Consider the following 19,671-nt stretch of genomic DNA (forward strand, 5'->3'; position numbering starts at 1 on the left):
ATGAGAGGATTGGCTTGAAATGGATTTGATGCGCTTCGTCGCAATGCGGCTCGGCAAGGGCGTAATCGTGCTCTTCGCCATCGCGGTCCTGAACTTCTTTCTCGTGCGGGCCGCCCCTGGGGATCCAGCCCAGGTGATGGCCGGAGAAGCTGGTGCGGGCGATGAAGTGTTCCTCGAACAGCTCCGCCAGCAATTCGGGCTCGACCGGCCGCTCTACGAGCAGCTGTGGACCTACCTCTCCAACTACGCCACCTTCGATCTCGGCTTCAGCTACCGCCAGCAGCAGCCCGTGCTCGACTTGATCCTCGACCGCCTGCCCGCGACGTTGCTCCTGACCGGCACGGCGTTCTTCATCTCGCTCGTGCTCGGTGTCGTCCTCGGTGCGCTCGCCGCACGGCGCGTCGGCAAATGGTCCGACAGCGCGATCACCACGCTGGCGCTCGTCTTCTATGCGACGCCGCTGTTCTGGATCGCGCTGATGAGCCAGATCGTCTTCTCGCTGAAATTCGGCTGGCTGCCCAATGTCGGCTTCGAGACCATCGGCGCCGGCTATATCGGCTTCGAGCGCGCGCTGGACATCGGCCGCCATCTCGTCATGCCAGCGCTGACGCTCGGCCTGTTCTTCACCGCGATCTATGCCCGCATGATGCGCGCCTCCATGCTGGAAGTCGCCGGCGCCGACTTCGTCAAGACCGCCTACGCCAAGGGCCTGTCGCCTTCCGTCATCACGCGACGTCACGTCGCGCGCAATGCCATTCTGCCGGTCGTCACGCTGGCCGGCCTGCAGGCGGGGCAACTCGTCGGCGGCGCGATCCTGACCGAAACCGTCTTCGCCTGGCCCGGCATCGGCCGGCTGATGTTCGAAGCGCTTGCCCAGCGCGACTATTCGGTCCTGCTCGGCGTCTTTTTCGTCTCGTCGGCGATGGTGGTCGTCTTCAATCTCATCACCGACATCATCTATCGCCTGGTCGACCCCCGCATCGAGGCCTCGACATGAATGCGTTCTCCCGCTTCGCCGCCAATCGTGGCGCCCTGATCGGCCTCGCGCTCCTCGTCCTGCTCGTCGCGCTCGTCGTTCTCGCGCCGATGCTCTACCCGCAATCGCCATGGCGCATGGTCGGCCGGCCGATGGGGGCGCCGCTCGACGGCAACTTTCTGCTCGGCACCGACACGCTCGGACGAGACGTCGCGGCCGGCATCGTTCACGGCGCGCGCGTGTCTCTCCTGATCGGCATCGTCTCGACCGTCGCCGCCCTTTTGATCGGCGTGCCGCTCGGCGCGGTCGCGGGTTATTTCGGCGGGATCGTCGACGACGTCGTGATGCGCTTCACCGAATTCTTCCAGACCATTCCGAGCTTCGCGCTCGCGATCGTGCTGGTGGCGATCCTGCAACCGTCGCTGCCGTCGATCGTGCTGGCCATCGCCATCGTCTCCTGGCCGCCCGTCACGCGGCTGATCCGCGGCGAGGTGCTGTCGCTTCGAACCCGCGAATACGTCCAGGCCGCAATCACCGTCGGCCAGTCGACGCCGCGCATCATCTTCACGCAGATCCTGCCCAACACGCTGGCGCCGATCATCGTCATGGCGTCGCTGATGGTGGCGACCGCCATCCTGCTCGAATCCTCCCTCTCCTTCCTCGGGCTCGGCGATCCGAACCTGATGACCTGGGGCTATATGGTCGGTGCCGGCCGCTCGCGGATCATCGACGCGTGGTGGATCAGCTTCTTTCCGGGCCTTGCGATCTTCCTCACCGTGCTGGCGCTCAACCTCGTCGGCGAAGGCATCAACGACGCGCTCAATCCGCGCCTGCGCAAGGAGGTCCGCAAATGAGCGAGCCGATCCTCAAGGTCGAACGGCTTTCGCTCTCCCTGCCGAGCGTCGCCGACCGCGCATTCGCGCTGAAGGACGCGTCCTTCGGGATCGCCGCCGGCGAGACACTATGCGTCGTCGGTGAATCCGGCTCCGGCAAGTCGATGACGGCCCATGCGGTGATGGGACTCCTGCCACCGGCGGTGAAGGTGGCCGGAGGCAGCATCAGGCTCGGCGGCCGCGAGCTTCTGGAGCTCGGCGATCGCGGCATGCGACAGGTGCGCGGCCGTCATATCGGGATGATCTTCCAGGAGCCGATGACCTCGCTCAACCCGCTGATGCGCATCGGCGACCAGATCCGCGAAATGTTCGAGGCGCACGGAGCGCTCGATGCGGGCGCCCGCCAGAAGCGCGCGCTCGACCTCATCGAGGAGGTCGGGCTGCCCGATCCGGCGCGCATCGTGCGCGTCTACCCGCACCAGCTATCCGGCGGCCAGCGCCAGCGCGTCATGATCGCCATGGCGCTCGCGCTGGAGCCCAAGCTGCTCATCGCCGACGAACCGACCACGGCGCTCGACGTCACCACGCAGGCCCAGATTCTCAAGCTGGTCGACCGGCTGCGCAGCGACCACGGTACGGCCGTGCTCTTCATCACCCATGATTTCGGCGTCGTCGCAGAGATCGCCGACCGCATCGTCGTCCTCCAGAACGGTGAAATCTGCGAGACGGGAAAGACGGCCGACGTGCTGCGCGCGCCACAGCACGACTACACGCGCAAGCTGATCGCAGCCGTGCCATCGATCACGCCGCCGCAACCGCGCACTGTCGAGCAGGCCGCGCCCGCCCTCAAGGTCGATGGCCTGGCCAAGACCTACAGGAGCGGCGGCTTCTTCACCAAGGGGCGCGAGGTCAAGGCAGTCGATGACGTCTCGTTCGAAATCCGTCCGGGCGAGACGTTGGGCCTCGTCGGCGAATCCGGCTCCGGCAAGTCGACGGTCGGGCGATGCTGCCTGCGGCTGATCGAGCCCGACGACGGCACGATCCGGCTGGAGGCCGTCGAAATCCAGGCGATGACGCAGCGCACGCTTCGCCCGCACCGGGCGCGCATCCAGATGATCTTCCAGGACCCCTACGCCTCGCTGAACCCGCGCCGGTCGGTCGGGCGGATCATCGCCGAGGGTCCGATCGCGCAAGGCGTCGACAAGAAGGCAGCGATGGCGCGCGCCCGCGAACTGCTCGATCTCGTCGGCCTGACGCCCGGCGCCGCCGATCGCTATCCGCACGAATTTTCCGGCGGGCAGCGCCAGCGCATCGGCATCGCACGCGCGCTCGCGCTCGACCCAAAAGTGCTGATCGCAGACGAGGCGGTGTCGGCCCTCGACGTCTCGGTGCAGGCGCAGATCCTCGACCTGATCCGCGACATCCAGAACCGCCTCGGCGTGGCCATACTCTTCATCACGCACGATCTGCGCGTCGCCGCCCAGATTTGCGACAGGATCGCGGTCATGCAGCGCGGTCGCATCGTCGAACTTGGGTCAACGACCGAACTCTTTGCCAACCCATCCCACGACTACACGCGCAAGCTGCTCGCCGCCGTTCCAGGCCGCGACGCCTTCGCCCATGCCAACTGAACGGAGACCATCCATGCCCCTCGCATCCGACCTGCGCGACAGGATCATTGCCGCCGTGGAGGCCGGGTTCGACGACCAGGTTGCGCGGACGCAGGAGATGATCCGCTTCCCGTCGCTGCGCGGCGAGGAGCACGCCATCCAGGATCACGTGTTCCGGCTGTTGCGCGAGCGCGGCTATGCGATGGAGCGCTTCGAGATGGACGAGGACGCGATTACGCGGCACCCCGGCGGCGCGCCGTTCACGCCTGAGCATTCGCGTGCGCCCATCGTCGTCGGCATCCACCGGCCGCGCGAGGAAAAAGGCCGCTCGCTCATCCTGCAGGCCCATGTCGACGTCGTTCCGACTGGGCCGGCGAAGATGTGGAGCCGCCCGCCATTCGAGCCCGCCGTCGAAGGTGACTGGCTCTATGGCCGCGGTGGCGCCGACATGAAGGCAGGCCACATCGCCAATATCGCGGCGCTCGATGCGTTGCGCTCCATCGGCCTGCAGCCGGCCGCGACCGTCTATATCCAGTCCGTCGTGGAAGAGGAATCGACCGGCAACGGCGCGCTGATGACGCATCTGCGCGGCTACAGGGCCGACGCCGTGCTGATCCCCGAGCCGGAAGAAGAAATGCTGGTGCGCGCCAATACCGGCGTCCTCTGGTTCCAGGTCGAACTGCGCGGGCTGCCCGTTCACGTACGCGAGATGGCGTCCGGCTCGAACGCCATCGACGCCGCCTACCGCGTGATCGCGTCGCTGCGCGAACTCGAAGCGAAGTTGAACGCGCGCAAGGGCGACCATGAGCATTTCAAGGACGAGGCGCATCCGATCAATTTGAACATCGGCAAGATCGAGGGCGGCGACTGGGCGTCCTCCGTGCCGGCCTGGTGCCGCATCGACTGCCGCATCTCGCTTTATCCCGGCACCACCGCAGAAGAAGCCGCGAAGGAAATCGAAGATCACCTGCGAGCAGCCGCGCGTGCCGACAGCTTCCTCGCCAACAACCCGCCTGAAATCATCTTCAACGGCTTCCACGCGGAAGGCTACGTGCTCGAGCCCGGCTCGGAGGCGGAGGCGGTTCTCGGCCGCGCGCACGAAGCCGCGACCGGTACGCCGCTTAAGACCTTCATGACCCCCGGCTATCTCGATACCCGTGTCTATGCGCTCTACGATCGCATTCCGGCCCTCTGCTACGGCCCGATCTCGGAGAACATCCACGGTTTCGACGAGCGCGTCAGCCTCGCGTCGCTGAAGCGCATCACCGCGGCGATGGCCCTGTTCGTCGCAGAATGGTGCGGCCTGGAAGAGTTGGATTGAAATTTCGCGTCCGAGAAAAGCACTCTGAGTATGCGAGGCTGAGCCACATTCGCGCTGTCTCGGCTGCGGATTCACCCAGCTCGATTGCACGGCCGCGCACCGTCCTGCGGTTGGCAACGCTGTGGCCGAGCGGCGGACGGCTTCCGATTAGCGCGGAGGATCGGACACTCCCTCGGTCCCCGCCACGATGGCGAGCAGCTGCTATCCCACAAGCTCAAATGGCAGTTCTTGGGATCGATGCTGCAAATGCAGGACGTCCCATTGGGGGTCGGTAGCGGACTCCCTTAAGCCACTTCCAGTATTGGCAATTCGGCCAACCGCGTCGTATATCGCGGCGTCCGCATCTCAGCCTTGAGGTGCCAGCTCTTGTCGCGGAACCCTTCGCTGGCCAGCACGAGCGACTTTTTGCCGAAGCGGTCATTGACCTGATCTAGGGCGTCCATCAGGCGGCCGTCGCGGGGACGAGTGGGTGCAAACAACATCTGTGGAGCTTCGTCAGGCCGCAGCAGGTCATCGAGGATGACGCCTGCCTTGGTGAAGCAGTAAAGCCTGTCAGTCCGCCATGACGCCCGCAGGCATCGCATTGCTGTCTCGACAAGATCGAACGTGTCTGCTGACATCGGCTTGAGCGCCATCGACTTGCTGGCATGGCGCTGCGGCCGGTCCGGTCGATGCGGGTTGGTGTGGTAGAAGATGGTCAGGGTTCCGGCGACAAGACCATGGCGACGCAGCTTCTCGGCAGCGCGGGTGGCCTGAGCGGTGATCGCTCGGCCCATTGTGTCGATGTCCGTGATCGGCGTGCCGGGTGACCGGGTCACCGCCATGCCCTTGCGCTGCGGCTCAACTTCTTCCACGTCGAGACAGCGCACGCCATTCAGCTCGGCGACCGTCCGCTCCAGGACAACGGTGCCTACTTTGCGCGCAAGTGCCATGGGCATGTCCCGCAGGTCGGCGACCGTCTTCACACCCTGCGCAAGCAGCTTGGCCTCGGTGCGACGCCCGACACCCCATACCTCGCCGACTGCGATGTGAGGCAGGCAAATGGCTCGGATCGTGGCGTCCATCATGTCGCAAACGCCGCCGAAGACAGGGTTCTTCTTCGCGACATGGTTGGCGAGCTTGGCCAGTGTCTTGGTCGGGCCGATGCCGACGCATGTCGGAATGCCTGTCAGTTGGCGCACGGCCTGACGCATGCCCCGCGCCTGTCCCACCATGCGGCCGCCAAAGCCGGACAGATCGACGAAGGTCTCGTCAATCGAATAGACTTCGAGCGATGGTGAGAAAGCATGGAGAGCGCCGACGACGCGGCGGCTCATGTCGCCGTAGAGCGTGTAATTGGACGACAGCACCTTGATGCCGTTGCGCTCGACCTTGTCGCGGAACAGGTGCAGCGGCTCGCCCATCTTGATGCCGAGGGCCTTGGCCTCATCGGACCGAGCAACGGCACAGCCATCATTATTGGAGAGCACCACGACCGGCACGCCGACCAGCCTCTGGTCGAAGACGCGCTCGCAGGAGACGTAGAAATTATTACAGTCGATCAGGGCCAACGGATCGGCCATGGGTCATTCGACCGGATAGCGACGCACGACCCCGGCGACAACGCCCCAGATCTCGCAATCCTCGGTCATGCGGATCGGCGGATAGTTCTGCTTGCGCGAGCGGGGCATCAGCCACAACTCGCCATCGCGCCGCTCGATCACCTTGACCGTGACCCCGCCTTCCACCACCGCCAGAACGATGCGCCCCGGCCGTGCCTTGCCCGCCTTGTCCACCGCGATCAGGTCACCGTTGAAGATGCCTTCATCGACGAGGCTGTCACCCGAAACCCGCCACCAGAACGTCGCGCTCTCGTGGCGAACGACCCATGCGAACGGATCGACCGTGTCCTCCTGATCGTCGGCAGCGGGCGATGGAAACCCGGCCGCGACATTGATGCTGACACGCCGATAGGAGCGGCGGTCGATGATGTTCGGGATGCGGACGGGACTGAGCATGGACACGAACATAACGCGAACAAACTTGCACGACTAGCCGTCCTGTGTCTTACCTTGCGTCGAAGCGAGGAGGAGTTGTCTCGATGATTGCAGATGAACCACAGGCCGTCCCACACCTGCCGCAGTCGCCAGCGGGCATTTTCGAGCACTGGTGCACGCATCCAGGATGCACACGCTGGGGCAGCTTCGGCTTTTCGACCGGGCGCGCGGAGCCGCGATGGTATTGCGGCGAGCACCGTGCGTTCGGCGAGGCCGTCCCCATCCAACTGCCAATGGCTGACGGGAGGGGCGCGCCTTGTGCAATCTCTACAACATCACAATTGGCCCGCAGGCGATCCTTGAACTGACGCGCGCGATGACGAACCGCGTCGGCAACCTCGAGCCGCAGGACGTCTATCCGGACTATCCAGCGCCCATCGTGCGGCAAGGCATGGATCGCGAGCGCGAGCTGGTTCGAGCGCGCTGGGGAATGCCGTCATCAAAGAAGGCGATCTTCGATGCGACCGTAAAGCGCACCGAGAAGATGCGGGCAAAGGGAAAGGACATCGACGACGAAGAGTTCAAGCGGCTGTTGGCCATCGAGCCGGACCTCGGCACCACCAACGTTCGCAACCTGACCTCGCCGCACTGGCGACCGTGGCAGGGTATCGAGAGCCGATGCGTCGTGCCTGCGACATCGTTCTCCGAATACGGCACCGTGCGCGGACCGGACGGCAAGCTGCCGCTGCATTGGTTCGCCATCGATCAGATAGCCGCTCTTCGTCTTTGCGGGCATGTGGACGAATTGGACCGGCGTGCGCAAGGCGAAGGAAGGCATGGTGACAGCCGACATCTTTGCGTTCTTGACGACCGAGCCGAACGCCGTCGTCGCGCCGATCCACCCGAAGGCGATGCCGGTGTTCCTGACGACCACCGAAGAAATCGACGTTTGGCTGCGCGCGCCATGGGATGAAGCGAAGGCGCTGCAACGGCCCCTGCCAGACGATCAGCTCGTTGAGGTCGCTGCATGAAGATCAAACCGCCCAGTCGGTCCGTGCTCGATCCTGAGCGGTTTCACGATTGCGCCGACGCGCTAGAGCCATATGTCTACGCGCTGCTTCGCATGGTCGATCATCAGCGCGCGGATTTAACTCAGCCAATTTTCACCAAGTCCGCGAAGCGGCGCGTGCTGCAGGGTCGGATGACCCAACGTGCATACGCCGGCCACTGTAGAAACGTTTCTACAACCACCATTGTTCAAGATCGGGGGTGCGTGCCGACCTCACCTAGCTGAGCCGGAGCCCGTTTGGGACACCGGATGGCCGCTCTCACGCCTGGCTCGCCATACTAGTGCTGTTGCGACCTGCGCCCGCAGCCGCGACGAAGGTCCAGGCAGTTCCTCGACCCGGCGACCGCACACCATAAGGTCCGACAGGACGTCGGCCGTCTGGCGGCATGCTTCATCCGTCTCCGCAGGCGACGTTCCCCGGGAAATGAAATGCTGACGCAGAAAGACCAGGAATTCCACCGCTTTGGAGATGTCCTCGCGTGGCACGCGACGCACGGCGCGGCTGTTGATCGCCGCCATCGTCCTTCCCTCCGCGTCGATCCAGAAGCCAGCCAACGGCGTTGCGTGCATCCACTCAGAGCTCGCCGAGGTGAGAATCTCGCACGCGTCCCCCTCGCCCGCATCGCTCATCAACAGATCATACTCATCGCTCGTGGGGGAAGGCGCCTGTTTTTTGGTAGGCCCGCCGGCCAAGCGCCCGGCATCGACGTCGCTGACCTGGTCGAGATCCGTTGCCGGCTCCTCAGCGCGCGCAGCCCAGCGCAGAGGAGGCAGAACCATCTCATGCAGCCAAGCCGCAAGGTCCTTCTTGGCCGGCCATAAGTCGATACCGCCGAGATCGTAGAGCACGTTGGTGACTTGACGCCACCGGCTACCGACAGGAAACTCGATCGGGCCGCGCTTCGCTTCAGTGGCATCCGGCGCGTGGACGAAAGAACACAGGTTGAAGAATTCCGCGCGTGCCTGACGCGCTTCCATCACGACTTTTCTGGCGAGCGAACCCTTCTGTACACGGGGAGCAGCTAGCGCATCCTCGATGGACCGCACAATGCCCTCCAGACGGCCTGCCAATTCCGGAATGTGGCTGCGCTTGGCCGCATGGAGGCGCCGAATCCCCTTCGGGCCGCCTTGTTCCGCACCGCCCTCAACTTGCCCTTGATCCGGACCGCCGGCTGCTATGATCGCCTTGGCCTTCGCGAAGGTCAGGCGCCGGCCTGCTTCGAAAATTGCAAGCAGTTCCTCCACTTTCTCCGGCTTCGAGGCGAGTTCCATCACCGTGGCTCTCTCGACCTGGGCTGCAACAATGCGCCGCCGAAAGCCGGATAGCCGCCGGGCCACCCGCATGTATTTGTAGGCGTAGCTCCGATGGTAGGCCCACCGTACAGAGCACCATTTCGAGAAGGTACCGACGCTTACCGACGTATGAACGGATAGGAGTGCTTCGCCCTTTACGAAAGTTATTTCCGTGTCGGTGCCTTCCGCCGCCTCGAGTTGCTCGTCGCCTTTAAGAACCGCCGCGCGTTCCCTCTCATCAAGGGATTCGTAAAACCTATCGACCTCGGCTTTTCCGGATGTGTGCTGCACGCCGTTGTCCTCCCGGAAGACGGTCACGCCCTATGCCATTGTAAAAGTATAACGGAATGCAGGAGTAGGGAACGACCGTTAATGGCACTGACTGCTAAGCATCGCCTGTTTCCCCGGCGACGTCGCCCCCCGCCATGGAGCGGCTGAAGGAGCTTGAAGACTGTCGGAGCAGACGATCAGCAGAGTTCGCGTGCCTCGCTTGATCTCTTGGCATTCTCTAGCAAATGCTCGGAACAAAGCCCCATCGCCACTCTCTCTGGCGCCCATAACGCCGACTCATGCGTGTCAGCCTGACCGTCTCGACGCTCGAAATGGGCTCGTTTACAGGTGGCGGCTTGCATCGCAGCGAACACTGCTACGTGCGGCCAGTCATGCACGATTGGTACGCACCCAGAAACGCTGTCAGATTGGCGCCGAGCGCGTCACAGAGATAGCCGCCCTCCTGCACTATGACCGACGGCATGCCGGGGCCGGCGATCGCGGCGGCCATCCGTGCGAACCCCGGGGTGGTCACTGAAAGTCCGCCGAATGGGTCTCCCTCGAACGCGTCAAGCCCGAGCGCGACCACTAGCGCGCTAGGGGCGAACGCTCGGATGCGGCGCAGTGCCGGCTCCAGCGCGGCCATGAACTCGTCATCGCCGGACTTGCGCGGCAGCGGCAGGTTAAGGTTGTAGCCCAGCCCCGGCCCCTCGCCCCTTTCGTCGGCGTGGCCCCAGAAGAACGGGTAAAAGCGCACCGGGTCGGCATGGATCGAGACGGTGAGCACGTCGGACCGCGCGTAGAAGATGCCCTGCGTCCCGTTGCCGTGGTGGAGGTCGACGTCGAGGATAGCTACCCTTTCCGCCCCTCCAGCCAGCAGACGCTGGGCAGCGATCGCCGAATTGTTGAAGAAGCAGAACCCACCGGCGACGTCCGCGAAGGCGTGGTGGCCGGGCGGGCGGCAAAGCGCATAGGCGGCCGACGACCCCGTCGCCACCGCGTCGGCCGCATCGACCGCGCTCCAGGCACTCCAGCACGCGCTCTGAAACGTCTCGGCAGAGATCGGACAGGCCGTATCCGCCATATGGTACCCGGCCTGGCCAACGGCCGACGCCGGATAGCTGCCGCCCCGCGCGATCGGGTGGATGTTGGGGATCACCTCCGCCGATGCCCCCGCGATGTGCTGCCAGCGCGCGTAGATGTGCTCGAGGAAATCGAGATATTCGGGCGTGTGGACCGCGGCGATGGGGCCAAGGCCGTGGTCGCGCGGGCGCTCGATCTCGAGCCCTGCCGCGCGAGCGCCAGCAAGCAGCCGCTCGACCCGTTCGGGCTGCTCCGGGTTCGGCTGGGGCGCACCGCTCGAAAGGAACGCCTTGGGATCGTGGTGCTTCTGTTCGTCAGCGTAATAGGCTTTCACGGCCGCTCCTGTTTATTTGCGCGCAGAAGGTTCTGGAATGCATCGCCATAGGCGCCATGCTCCCGCTCGTCCTCCCGATATGTGATCCCGACGCGCTCGTAGAAGGTCTGCGCACGAAGGTTGGTGACGTCGACGGATAGCCGCAGATAGGCGCCGCCGCGCTCTGCCGACCATGCCGCGACGGCGCGGACGAGCGCCTCGCCCACCCCGCGCCCGCGAAACTCGCCGGCGACGTAGAGGTCCTGAACGAAAACGCCGCCCCGCCCGAGCCATGTCGAGAAGATAGGGAAGAACAGCGCCAGTCCCGCCAGAACGCCTTCCGCTTCCGCAATCAACCCATGGAAGGCCGGCTCGGGACCGAAGCCGGCGCGACGCAGGTCTTCGGCGGTGCCGGTGATCTTCTTCCGCTGGCCGAGCGCATCGCCCAGTTGCAGGAGCGCGGCATGGATCGCCTCCACGTCCGCTTCGAGCGCCGGGCGGATTGCGATCAGGGCAGCCATCAGAATGCGACCCGGTCGCCGCCCTTCAATCCCAAGAGTTCGCGTGCCTCACCGGGCGTCGCGATCTCCAGCGAGAGAGCTTCGAGAACGGCGCGGATGCGGCGCACCTGGTCGGCATTGGATTTCGCCAACGTGCCGCGCCCATCATAAAGGCTGTCCTCCAGCCCGACGCGGACATTGCCGCCCATGGCCGCCGCCATCGTGATCATCGGCATCTGATGGCGGCCCGCCGCCAGCACCGAGAAGCTGTAGTCGTCGCCGAAAAGCTTGTCTGCGATCCGCTTCATGTGGGTGAGGTTCTCGGGATCAGCGCCGATGCCGCCCAGCACTCCGAACACGAACTGGACGAACATGTGCCCATTCACGAGACCCCGATCGCGCAGATGAGCAAGCGAATAGAGGTGCCCGACATCGTAGCATTCGAACTCGAACCGCGTTCCGCAGCCTTCGCCCAGCGCCGACAATGTGTGCTCCATGTCGGCGAAGGTGTTCTGGAAGATCGAGCTGCGCGTCGCTTCGAGCAGCTTCGGCTCCCAGTCGTGCTTCCATTCGGCCTGCTTGTCGAGCGCGGGAAAGAGCGCGAAGTTCATCGATCCCATGTTGAAGGACGACATTTCGGGCTTCGCGCGCAGGGCTGCGGCGAGCCGGTCTTCCACCGTCATCAGCGACGATCCGCCCGTCGATATATTGATCACCGCGTCCGTCGACTGCTTTATGCGCGGTAGAAACTGCATGAAGATTTTGGGATCGGCGGACGGGCGCCCATCCTTCGGATCCCGGGCATGAAGATGCAGGATCGACGCTCCGGCCTCGGCGGCCGCGATCGCATCCGACGCGATCTGGTCGGGCGTCAGCGGCAGGTAGGGCGACATGGTCGGCGTGTGGACCGAGCCGGTGACCGCGCAGGTGATGATGACCTTGCGGCCGTTGGTCTTCTTCAAAGCCATGGTCTGCCTTCAGCGATTGACGGGAAGATCGAGCTCAGCGGCGAGCGCGTCGAGTGTATCGGCCAGGATCGCGACCATTTCGCCGACCTGCGCCGCAGTGATGATGAGCGGTGGCGCGAGGATGAAATTGTCGCCCTCGATGCCGTCGCCGCGGATGCGCCGCGAATAGACGATCATGCCGCGTTCGTAGGCAAGGTCGATCAGGCGCTGGTTGGCGCTCTTCACCTTCGGCAGCGGCGCGAAGGTCTCAGGGTCCGCGACAAGGTCGGCGCCGATCAACAATCCTTTGCCACGCACGCCCGAGACGAACGGATAGCGCGTCGAAAGAGCTTCGAGCTCGCTCTTCAGTAGCTCGCCCATCGCTGCGGCGTTCTCGACGCAACCGAGACGCTCGGTTTCGTCAAGCACTGCCAGCCCCGCCGCGCAAGAGAGCGGATTGCCGGCATAGGTATAGCCGTGCTGGAAGCCGCCGGCGTCGAGCACCGGCTTGACCAGCCGCCGCGACGCGGCCATCGCGCCGAGCGGCGCGTAGCCGGAACCTATTCCCTTGGAGAGCGTGACGATGTCGGGCCGGCAGTTCCAGTGGTCGCCGCCTAGATAGCGCCCGGTGCGCCCTGCCCCGGTCATTACCTCGTCGTGGATGAGCAGGATGCCATGTTTGTCGCAGATTTCGCGGATGCGCGGGAAGTAGCTGTCGGGCGGAACAAGCGCTGCGGTAGCGGCGCCGCCGATCGGCTCCATGATGAAGGCAAGCACGCTTTCGGGACCTTCGGCGAGGATCTTTTCCTCCAGCATGTCGGCGTAGCGAAGCCCGCGCTCCTCCATCGAGAAATTGTCGCGGTCGCGATAGGCGCGCGGCGCGGGAATGGTCGGCATGTCGCGAATCTGCGGCGCGAACGTTTCGGTCAATGCGAGGTCGCCCGTCACGGCAAGAGAGCCCATCGTGCCGCCGTGATAGGAGGGGAACCGCGAAATCACCTTCCAGCGCTTCGCCTGTCCGGTGACCACCGCCCACTGCCGCGCCAGCTTGATCGCGGATTCGACCGCTTCGGACCCGCCCGAGACGAAGAAAATGCGGTCGAGATCGCCCGGCATCTTTTCGGCCATGTGGCGCGCAAGTTCCTCGGCAGGTTCGTTTTCGAAATGCAGACGGTAGGCGAAGGTCACGCGCTCCATCTGCTGTTTCATGGCGTCGATGACGTTGCGGTTGCCGTGACCGACATTGACCACCATCGCCCCGCTCGACCCGTCGATCATGCGCCGGCCCTGCGTATCCCACAGATATATGCCTTCCGCCCGGTCGACGAGCGGACGGCGAAGGCGCGTCATGTAGAAGAGGTGCGAGGCCGGGCGCGGCGGTTCGTTGGAAAGAGCGAAGGGTGTGGCAGCGGTCATGGATGCGCCTGTCGTGGAAAGGACCCGAGGTAGCGGTCGAGGACATTTGCGGTAACGCGCTCGACCATGGCGTCGCCGCGCTTGAGCGCCGCGACCCATTCGCAGCTTCCGGCGTGGAAGACCTCACCTTGGCCGCGCGTGAAATTGACGATCATGCCGCAGCCGCGCTTGACGCGGTCGACGGCGGCCTCGCCATCGTCGCCGACGAGCGTGCGGGCGACGAACTTGGCGTCGGCGTCGGAAAGGAACTGGTCATCTGCGGCGATGTCGGCGCTTTCCTCCTTCAGCGACGACATGCCGAGCGCCAGCACCTGAAGGCCCTCCGGCGCTCCGCTTTCGGGCGTCGGTTCGGGCAACCCGCCGCGGATCACGTAGTCGAGCCCGTCGACCTCGTAGCCGAAGGCGTGGCCCTCGGATCCGAGAATGTCGCCGTAATAGATGCCGGTGCCAACGAACGCCCAGTGTTCGGGTCGGTAGACGGGAAATCCGCGCGCGCCGCGCGGTGCGCATCCACCCCAGCCGACATAGAGCCCCGAAGTGGCGTTGAGCCCGAAAGTCAGCGCGCCCGGACGACCGATCGCCTCGTCTTCCCACGAGCCCGACATGCGCGTCGGATCGCCCGACTGGAACACCGGGTCCTCGGCGCGGGCGCGGTATTTGTAGCAGACCTGCCGCTTGCCGCCGTCTTCGAGACGCGTCTGCCACATGAAGTTGCCGGCGAAGCGGGCGGCGCTGCCTCCGCGCTCGACATAGCCATCGACCGCGTCGCGCATTTCCCATGTCCAGTATTCGTCATGGCCGAGAAAGGCGACGCAATCGTAGCCCTCCAGGATTTCCGGCGTGAAATGGAGTTCGTGCTGGCTGACGAGATCGACGCCGTAGCCCTGCCGTTCGGCCCAGCGGAAGAAGTGGCTGTCATAACTCGCCCAGCCGGACGACGCGTATTTCTTGGAATAGCCGTTGGCGTAGGCCCACTCCATGTGCGGGTAGCGCGGTGCGGTGGCGACCGGCGTATGGATTTCGAGCGGCACGCGCGGCGCGTCCGGCGGCAGGACGACGAAGCCCCGGCAGAACGGACGCTCGATGCTGACCGTCGTCGCATACTGGTTGCGGTCCGGGCCGGTGATGCCCTGATAGTGGTTCGATCCGCCCCAGGTGTTGTAGGCGGTCCAGGAGCCGGTCGCGGCGACCTGCAAAACCCGGCCTGGCTTGCGGCCCAGCGAGGGGCGGACGATGAAGAAGTGATGGCAGTGGATCGGCCTGCCGTCGCGGCCCTCGGCCGTCAGCGTGAGGCGGTAGCCGCCTGACGGCCAGTCCGGATCGACCGGGAATTCGAACGACGTCTCCCACCCGCAGCCGGTGACCGAGCATTGGTCCGGCGTCTCGTGCCAGCGAGAGAAAAGGTTCTCGCGCAGCAAGATCGGCGTCTCGACGCCACCGTCACGCACGATCTCGATGCGATATCGCTCGGCGGTCGAGCTGACCTGCAGCCGGACGGTCGCGCCCGGTGCATAGGAATAGGCATCCGTATAGCACCAGATCTCACCGCGCTCGCCGTCCATGCCGGGATACTCGTAATAGTGCCCGAGGACAGCCTCGCGGCGCTGCTCGGGCGTCAGCCCGAAATCGGGAAAGTCGTTCTTGCTCATGGCGTCCATCAGGCGGCGAGATATTTGCGCAGGAAGGTGCGGGTGCGTTCGTGCTGCGGCGCGCGGAACATGTCTTGCGGCACGCCCTCCTCGACCACGACCCCGCCATCCATGAAGAGCACCCGGTCGGCGACCTCGCCGGCAAAGCGCATTTCATGGGTGACGATCAGCATGGTCATGTGCTCGGCGGCAAGCTGCCTCATGACCGCGTTGACCTCGTCGACGAGTTCGGGGTCGAGCGCCGAGGTCGCCTCGTCGAAGAGCATGACCTTGGGCTGCATGGCCAGCGCGCGGGCGATCGCCACGCGCTGCTTCTGCCCGCCGGACAGCCGCGAGGGAAATTCGTCGATCTTCTCGGCAAGCCCGACCTTGCCGAGAAGCTCTTCGGCCAAGCCACGCGCATCGCGCTTGCTCGTTCCCTTGAGAACGATCGGTCCCATGGTGATGTTGTCGAGCACGCTGAGGTGCGGGAACAGATTGAAGTGCTGGAACACCATCCCCATCTGCTGGCGCACCGCATTGATGTGCCGCTCGAAGGCCCTGCCCTTCAGTGGCTGGTTGACCAGCTCCCCGTCGAGCCAGACCTCGCCCGCGTTCAACGTTTCGAGATGGTTGATCGAGCGCAGCAGGGTCGACTTGCCAGAACCGCTCGGCCCGATGATTGCGACGATCTGGCCGCGATCGACGGACAGGTCGATGCCCTTGAGCACTTGGAGCGCGCCGAAGGATTTGCGCGCGCCCTTCACTTCGACCATCGGCCGCAAATCGGTCATCGCGAGACCTCCACTTTCCGTTCGACCCGGCGCAGGCCCGCTTCGAGGACGAGATTCAAGATGTAATAGAGCGCCGCCGCTGTGAGGTAGAACTCGAACGGACGGAACGTCTCGCTGATGCCGAGCTGGGCGGCGTGGACGAGTTCGGCGATGCCGATGACCGAAACGAGCGAGGATTCCTTCAGGAGCGCGATCATGTTGCTGCCGATCGGCGGTGCGGTGTTGCGCACGGCCTGCGGCACCACGACGTATCGCAGCGTCTGCAACCGGCTGAAGCCTATGCTGCGCGCGCCTTCGGCCTGGCCCGGATCGACCGCGACGATGCCGGCCCGCAGGATGTCGGCATTGTAGACGGCGAAATGCAGGCCGAGCCCGATGATGCCGGCGGCAAGTGCCGGGATGTCGATGCCGATCTGGACGAGGCCGTAATAGATCAGGAAGAGCTGCAGGAGCAGCGGCGTTCCCATGAACAGCCAGATGAACGACCGGACGGGATAAGTGACGATTTTCGGCGCATAGAGAAGGGTGACAGCGAAGACGATGCCGAAGATGAAGCTCACGACAGCCGACGAAACGGTGAGCACGACCGTCCACCAGACCCCCATCCACAGGATGCCCGAATAGGGAAGGACGACGGAGAAATCCAAGCCTTGCATCTGCCGCCCCTCAGACGATTTCGTAGCGCTTGTCGATCAGATCGACGGTGCGGGCGACGGCGTAGACGATGATCATGTAGAGGAGTGCCGCGACGGCGAAGATCTCGAACGGCTTGTAGGTGGAGCCGATGAAGCGCTGCGCTGTATAGGTCATCTCGATGACCGAAATCGTCGAGACGAGCGCCGATCCCTTGACCAGCGCGACCGCGTTGACGCCAAGCGGCCGGATCATCAGGCGCGCGGCCTGCGGCAGGATCACCCGGCGCATCGTGTCGAGCCGTCCGAAGCCGATCGTGCGCGCCGCTTCCGCTTGGCCGCGATCAACCGCAAGAACCGCGCCGCGGATTGATTCGGCCATGTAGGCGCCGATGTTCATGCCGAGCCCGATAACGCCTGCGGCGAAAGGCTCGAGATTGATGCCGATCTGCGGTCCGCCGAAATAGAGGATGAAGAGCTGGATCAGGCACGGCGTGCCCCGCCAGACGCTGACATAGACCGTCCCGATCATCCGCAGCGGCGCCGAACGCGACAGCTTCGCCGAAGCGGCAAGGGCTGCGACCACGAGGCCGAGCCCAAGCGCCAGGGCTGAAATCTGGATCGTGACCAGGGCGGCTTCCAGGAAGAACGGGAAGACGCGCTGCATCAGCGCAAGGTCCATGCGGAGAACTCCGGGCAAATCAGGGAGCTTCCGGGCCGGTCATCGGCCCGGAAGTCTCATGGGCGCGGGATCAGCGAATGTCGCTGCCGACCCATTCCATGGCGATCTTTTCGTAGGTGCCGTCTTCCATCATCTCGTCGAGTGCGGCCTGCATGGCTGCCTTGAGTTCCGGATTGTCCTTACGGATCGCGATGCCGATGGCGACGCTGCCGCCTTCGATGTCCGGCGTGTCGAGACGGCGGATCTTGTCGCCGGTTTCCTTGATGGCCACCATCACCGGAATGTTGTCGACTACGATGGCGTCGACGCGCCCGGCCTTCAGTTCCAGCATCAGCTCGGGAAGGCCCTTGTAGGTGCGGATGTCCCAGCCGCCCTGCTCGCGCGCCCACTTCTCGTGCGTTTCGCCCAGCGTCACGCCGAGCGTCTTGCCCTTCAGGTCATCGAGCGCCTGGACTTCGGCGTCTTCCATGACGAAGACCGCGCGGCCGGCGTGATAATAGGGGCCGACGAAGTCGACGGCCTTCTCGCGTTCGGGCGTGATCGTCATCGAGCCGACGATGGTGTCGAACTTGTTGGCGAGCAGCCCGGCGATGATGCCGTCCCAGGCCGTCGTCACGATCTCGCCCTCGACGCCCATGCGCTTGGCGATTTCCATTCCGACCGACGCGTCGAAGCCGACGACCTCGTTCTGGTCGTTGACAAAATTGAACGGCGGATACTGGCCGGTCATGGCGATCTTCATGGTGCCGGCCGACTTGATGGCCTCGAGGTCTTCGGCCATGGCGGACGATACCGCGAAGGCGGAGGCGATCAGCAGGCCGGCGGCGGCGATGCCGGAGAGAAGCGATTTCATTCGGCTTTCCTTTGTTCCTCTGGATGTGGCGCGCGAATTGATTGTCATTCTTGGGACGCGTCCAGCGACGCAACCGAACGGCATCCTTGCCTTGTCATATCCATTGCGCAAATAGATAATGGAAATAATCAGGATAGATTTCGAGAATGCTGCCGTCACGAAACGATCGACTGATCTGGGAACTCGACTGGAACCTGCTGCGGACGTTCGTGGTCATTGCGGAGGTTAAGAGCATCACCCGCGCGGCCGAGCGCCTAAACCTCAAGCAGCCGAGCGTGAGCAATGCGCTCCGCCGCCTCGAAGCTAGGCTCGGGCGCAAGCTGGTCGAGCGCGACGCGACCCGGTTCGAACTTACGGATGTCGGCCGCCTGCTCTACGAACAGAGCGTCGAGGTGTTCGGCACCATTTCGCAGCTTCCGCTTCTGATGCGGGGCGTCAGCGATGACGTGACCGGCCATGTCACTATCGCATTGGCGAGCCATGTCGTCTCGCCGCTCCTCGACCGCGCGCTCGGCGACTTCCATCGCACCTATCCGCGCGCCAGCATCACGCTATCCGTCGCGCCCAGCGTCGAGGTCGCCAAACAGGTGCGCGAGCGGCGCGCCTCGTTCGGCATATGCCTCGTCAGCCAGCGCGATCCCGCACTCGACTATCTCGCCTTTTACCGCGAGTTCTTTGGCTTCTTCTGCGGCCCCGGCCACAGGCTGTACGGGCGCCAGAACCTCACCTTGGCGGACCTGGAGGGCGAATCCTCGGTGTCTTTCCAGACCGACCACATCTCCGACGCGCTTCGTCCGGTGGCGCTTCTGCGCAGCGAGGCAAAGCTCGACGCCAACGTCGTCGGCGTCTCTTCGAGCCTGGAGGAGGTCCGGCGGATGATCCTGGCAGGATTGGGCATCGGCCCCTTGCCGCTCCATGTCGCGCGCCGCGACGTCGCCGACGGCCTGCTGTGGCCCCTTCCCCCGTACGCCGCCTCGCCCGCGATTGACATCTACCTGCTGACGAACGCGGAGAAGGTACTCAACCGCGCCGAACGCGCGCTGATCGGCGGATTGAGTGAGCTGATTGAACAGACCCCATTCGTAGACCGCACCTACGGCGCCTGATCGTCATGCGGTGCGTTGCCAGGACCGCGGTCTAGTGACAAGCGGGGTGCGTGACTGGCATCAACGGCACTCGGGATAGATAGCTCGTAGCGTAGATCGCTGACGCTGTCGATCTCAAGACCGGGCCACGACGGCGAGCTATTCAAGTTCGGCCTCTTCCTGGGCTCAAGGACTCGTTCCAGCACCGACGGCTGCTACACCTGACCGATGACGCTCGGTTGTTGGACGCCTGATTGCGGTCTTGCCCGGCAAGAGAGGGCGTCGGGCATCGTCATCGGCGAATCCTTCGGGATGCCTTCCGCTCTCGCGAGGCCTGGACCCCGCCTGGGGTGGTGACGGCGCCTTGGCTGACGTCAATACGAATAGAGA

18 protein-coding genes and 1 pseudogene are annotated in these 19,671 nt (G+C 64.5%); 7 read left to right on the plus strand and 12 right to left on the minus strand.

The features are described 5' to 3' along the window. The first annotated feature begins 25 nt into the window (after nt 1-25). From ALII_RS0102055 to ALII_RS0102070, 4 genes are read left to right on the plus strand one after another with little or no spacing between them, the layout of a single operon-like run. Entirely contained in the window at nt 26-997 is a 972-nt protein-coding gene (locus tag ALII_RS0102055) for an ABC transporter permease (RefSeq protein ID WP_024585676.1), read from the plus strand. Further along, nucleotides 994-1,830 carry an ABC transporter permease gene (locus ALII_RS0102060; RefSeq protein WP_024585677.1) on the plus strand — a complete coding sequence of 279 codons (837 nt, stop codon included), beginning with the start codon at nt 994-996 and terminating at the stop codon, nt 1,828-1,830. Before ALII_RS0102055 ends, ALII_RS0102060 begins: the two co-directional genes overlap by 4 nt. Next, nucleotides 1,827-3,440: an ABC transporter ATP-binding protein gene (locus tag ALII_RS0102065; RefSeq protein ID WP_024585678.1), complete on the plus strand. Its 1,614-nt coding sequence runs from the start codon at nt 1,827-1,829 to the stop codon at nt 3,438-3,440. The genes ALII_RS0102060 and ALII_RS0102065 overlap by 4 nt, the downstream gene beginning before the upstream one ends. A 13-nt stretch (nt 3,441-3,453) precedes the next feature. Further along, nucleotides 3,454-4,740, plus strand: a complete 1,287-nt coding sequence (locus ALII_RS0102070) for an ArgE/DapE family deacylase (protein WP_024585679.1) — start codon at nt 3,454-3,456, stop codon at nt 4,738-4,740. 284 nt (nt 4,741-5,024) lie between these two features. On the opposite strand, the gene ALII_RS0102075 is transcribed toward ALII_RS0102070, so the two are convergent. After that, nucleotides 5,025-6,302 (minus strand): Y-family DNA polymerase, encoded by a 1,278-nt coding sequence (locus ALII_RS0102075; RefSeq protein ID WP_024585680.1) that lies wholly within the window; start codon nt 6,300-6,302, stop codon nt 5,025-5,027. A 3-nt stretch (nt 6,303-6,305) separates the two neighbouring features. Further along, nucleotides 6,306-6,737, minus strand: coding sequence for a S24 family peptidase (locus ALII_RS0102080; protein WP_051375749.1), 432 nt, complete (start codon nt 6,735-6,737; stop codon nt 6,306-6,308). Between the two features lie 83 nt (nt 6,738-6,820). Between ALII_RS0102080 and ALII_RS23030 the strand changes: the two genes are divergently transcribed. Together ALII_RS23030 and ALII_RS20910 are read left to right on the plus strand one after the other, a co-directional pair. Continuing rightward, the gene (locus tag ALII_RS23030) at nt 6,821-7,084 is read left to right on the plus strand and encodes a hypothetical protein (protein ID WP_152529501.1); all 264 of its coding nucleotides are present in this window, start codon (nt 6,821-6,823) and stop codon (nt 7,082-7,084) included. Beyond that, nucleotides 7,033-7,747: pseudogene (locus ALII_RS20910) on the plus strand (SOS response-associated peptidase). The gene ALII_RS23030 and the pseudogene ALII_RS20910 overlap by 52 nt, the downstream one beginning before the upstream one ends. Before the next feature lie 251 nt (nt 7,748-7,998). Here the strand turns inward: ALII_RS20910 and ALII_RS0102090 are convergent. The 10 genes from ALII_RS0102090 to ALII_RS0102135 form a co-directional block, all read right to left on the minus strand. Beyond that, on the minus strand, nt 7,999-9,369 hold the full coding sequence (locus tag ALII_RS0102090) for a hypothetical protein (protein ID WP_152529502.1): 1,371 nt from the start codon (nt 9,367-9,369) through the stop codon (nt 7,999-8,001). A 355-nt stretch (nt 9,370-9,724) separates the two neighbouring features. After that, nucleotides 9,725-10,765, minus strand: a complete 1,041-nt coding sequence (locus ALII_RS0102095) for a histone deacetylase family protein (protein WP_024585683.1) — start codon at nt 10,763-10,765, stop codon at nt 9,725-9,727. Further along, entirely contained in the window at nt 10,762-11,265 is a 504-nt protein-coding gene (locus ALII_RS0102100) for a GNAT family N-acetyltransferase (RefSeq protein ID WP_024585684.1), read from the minus strand. Before ALII_RS0102100 ends, ALII_RS0102095 begins: the two co-directional genes overlap by 4 nt. Beyond that, entirely contained in the window at nt 11,265-12,212 is a 948-nt protein-coding gene (locus tag ALII_RS0102105) for a 3-keto-5-aminohexanoate cleavage protein (RefSeq protein ID WP_024585685.1), read from the minus strand. Before ALII_RS0102105 ends, ALII_RS0102100 begins: the two co-directional genes overlap by 1 nt. A 9-nt stretch (nt 12,213-12,221) precedes the next feature. After that, nucleotides 12,222-13,607 carry an aspartate aminotransferase family protein gene (locus tag ALII_RS0102110; protein WP_024585686.1) on the minus strand — a complete coding sequence of 462 codons (1,386 nt, stop codon included), beginning with the start codon at nt 13,605-13,607 and terminating at the stop codon, nt 12,222-12,224. After that, nucleotides 13,604-15,256, minus strand: a complete 1,653-nt coding sequence (locus ALII_RS0102115; protein WP_173401381.1) for a N,N-dimethylformamidase beta subunit family domain-containing protein — start codon at nt 15,254-15,256, stop codon at nt 13,604-13,606. Before ALII_RS0102115 ends, ALII_RS0102110 begins: the two co-directional genes overlap by 4 nt. An 8-nt stretch (nt 15,257-15,264) precedes the next feature. Further along, nucleotides 15,265-16,029 (minus strand): amino acid ABC transporter ATP-binding protein, encoded by a 765-nt coding sequence (locus ALII_RS0102120; protein ID WP_024585688.1) that lies wholly within the window; start codon nt 16,027-16,029, stop codon nt 15,265-15,267. Next, complete coding sequence (locus ALII_RS0102125) at nt 16,026-16,685, minus strand: amino acid ABC transporter permease (protein ID WP_024585689.1); 660 nt, start codon at nt 16,683-16,685, stop codon at nt 16,026-16,028. The genes ALII_RS0102120 and ALII_RS0102125 overlap by 4 nt, the downstream gene beginning before the upstream one ends. Before the next feature lie 10 nt (nt 16,686-16,695). Next, a complete protein-coding gene (locus tag ALII_RS0102130; RefSeq protein WP_024585690.1) occupies nt 16,696-17,343 on the minus strand; it encodes an amino acid ABC transporter permease in 648 nt (215 codons plus the stop codon). Nucleotides 17,344-17,413: 70 nt separating this feature from the next. Beyond that, entirely contained in the window at nt 17,414-18,196 is a 783-nt protein-coding gene (locus ALII_RS0102135) for an ABC transporter substrate-binding protein (RefSeq protein WP_024585691.1), read from the minus strand. Nucleotides 18,197-18,342: 146 nt separating this feature from the next. Between ALII_RS0102135 and ALII_RS0102140 the strand changes: the two genes are divergently transcribed. Then, nucleotides 18,343-19,302, plus strand: coding sequence for a LysR family transcriptional regulator (locus ALII_RS0102140; protein ID WP_024585692.1), 960 nt, complete (start codon nt 18,343-18,345; stop codon nt 19,300-19,302). Nucleotides 19,303-19,671 lie beyond the last annotated feature (369 nt).

The organism is Aliihoeflea sp. 2WW (genome assembly GCF_000497755.1).
GTDB lineage: Bacteria > Pseudomonadota > Alphaproteobacteria > Rhizobiales > Rhizobiaceae > Aliihoeflea.

Coding starts and splice junctions, on each gene's coding strand:
- ALII_RS0102135 (WP_024585691.1), bottom strand. CDS start 18,196: ATGAAATCGCTTCTCTCCGGCATCGCCGCCGCCGGCCTGCTGATCGCC.
- ALII_RS0102065 (WP_024585678.1), top strand. CDS start 1,827: ATGAGCGAGCCGATCCTCAAGGTCGAACGGCTTTCGCTCTCCCTGCCG.
- ALII_RS0102100 (WP_024585684.1), bottom strand. CDS start 11,265: ATGGCTGCCCTGATCGCAATCCGCCCGGCGCTCGAAGCGGACGTGGAG.
- ALII_RS0102110 (WP_024585686.1), bottom strand. CDS start 13,607: ATGACCGCTGCCACACCCTTCGCTCTTTCCAACGAACCGCCGCGCCCG.
- ALII_RS0102080 (WP_051375749.1), bottom strand. CDS start 6,737: ATGCTCAGTCCCGTCCGCATCCCGAACATCATCGACCGCCGCTCCTAT.
- ALII_RS0102105 (WP_024585685.1), bottom strand. CDS start 12,212: ATGGCTTTGAAGAAGACCAACGGCCGCAAGGTCATCATCACCTGCGCG.
- ALII_RS0102115 (WP_173401381.1), bottom strand. CDS start 15,256: ATGAGCAAGAACGACTTTCCCGATTTCGGGCTGACGCCCGAGCAGCGC.
- ALII_RS0102070 (WP_024585679.1), top strand. CDS start 3,454: ATGCCCCTCGCATCCGACCTGCGCGACAGGATCATTGCCGCCGTGGAG.
- ALII_RS0102130 (WP_024585690.1), bottom strand. CDS start 17,343: ATGGACCTTGCGCTGATGCAGCGCGTCTTCCCGTTCTTCCTGGAAGCC.
- ALII_RS0102120 (WP_024585688.1), bottom strand. CDS start 16,029: ATGACCGATTTGCGGCCGATGGTCGAAGTGAAGGGCGCGCGCAAATCC.
- ALII_RS0102060 (WP_024585677.1), top strand. CDS start 994: ATGAATGCGTTCTCCCGCTTCGCCGCCAATCGTGGCGCCCTGATCGGC.
- ALII_RS0102140 (WP_024585692.1), top strand. CDS start 18,343: ATGCTGCCGTCACGAAACGATCGACTGATCTGGGAACTCGACTGGAAC.
- ALII_RS0102075 (WP_024585680.1), bottom strand. CDS start 6,302: ATGGCCGATCCGTTGGCCCTGATCGACTGTAATAATTTCTACGTCTCC.
- ALII_RS23030 (WP_152529501.1), top strand. CDS start 6,821: ATGATTGCAGATGAACCACAGGCCGTCCCACACCTGCCGCAGTCGCCA.
- ALII_RS0102125 (WP_024585689.1), bottom strand. CDS start 16,685: ATGCAAGGCTTGGATTTCTCCGTCGTCCTTCCCTATTCGGGCATCCTG.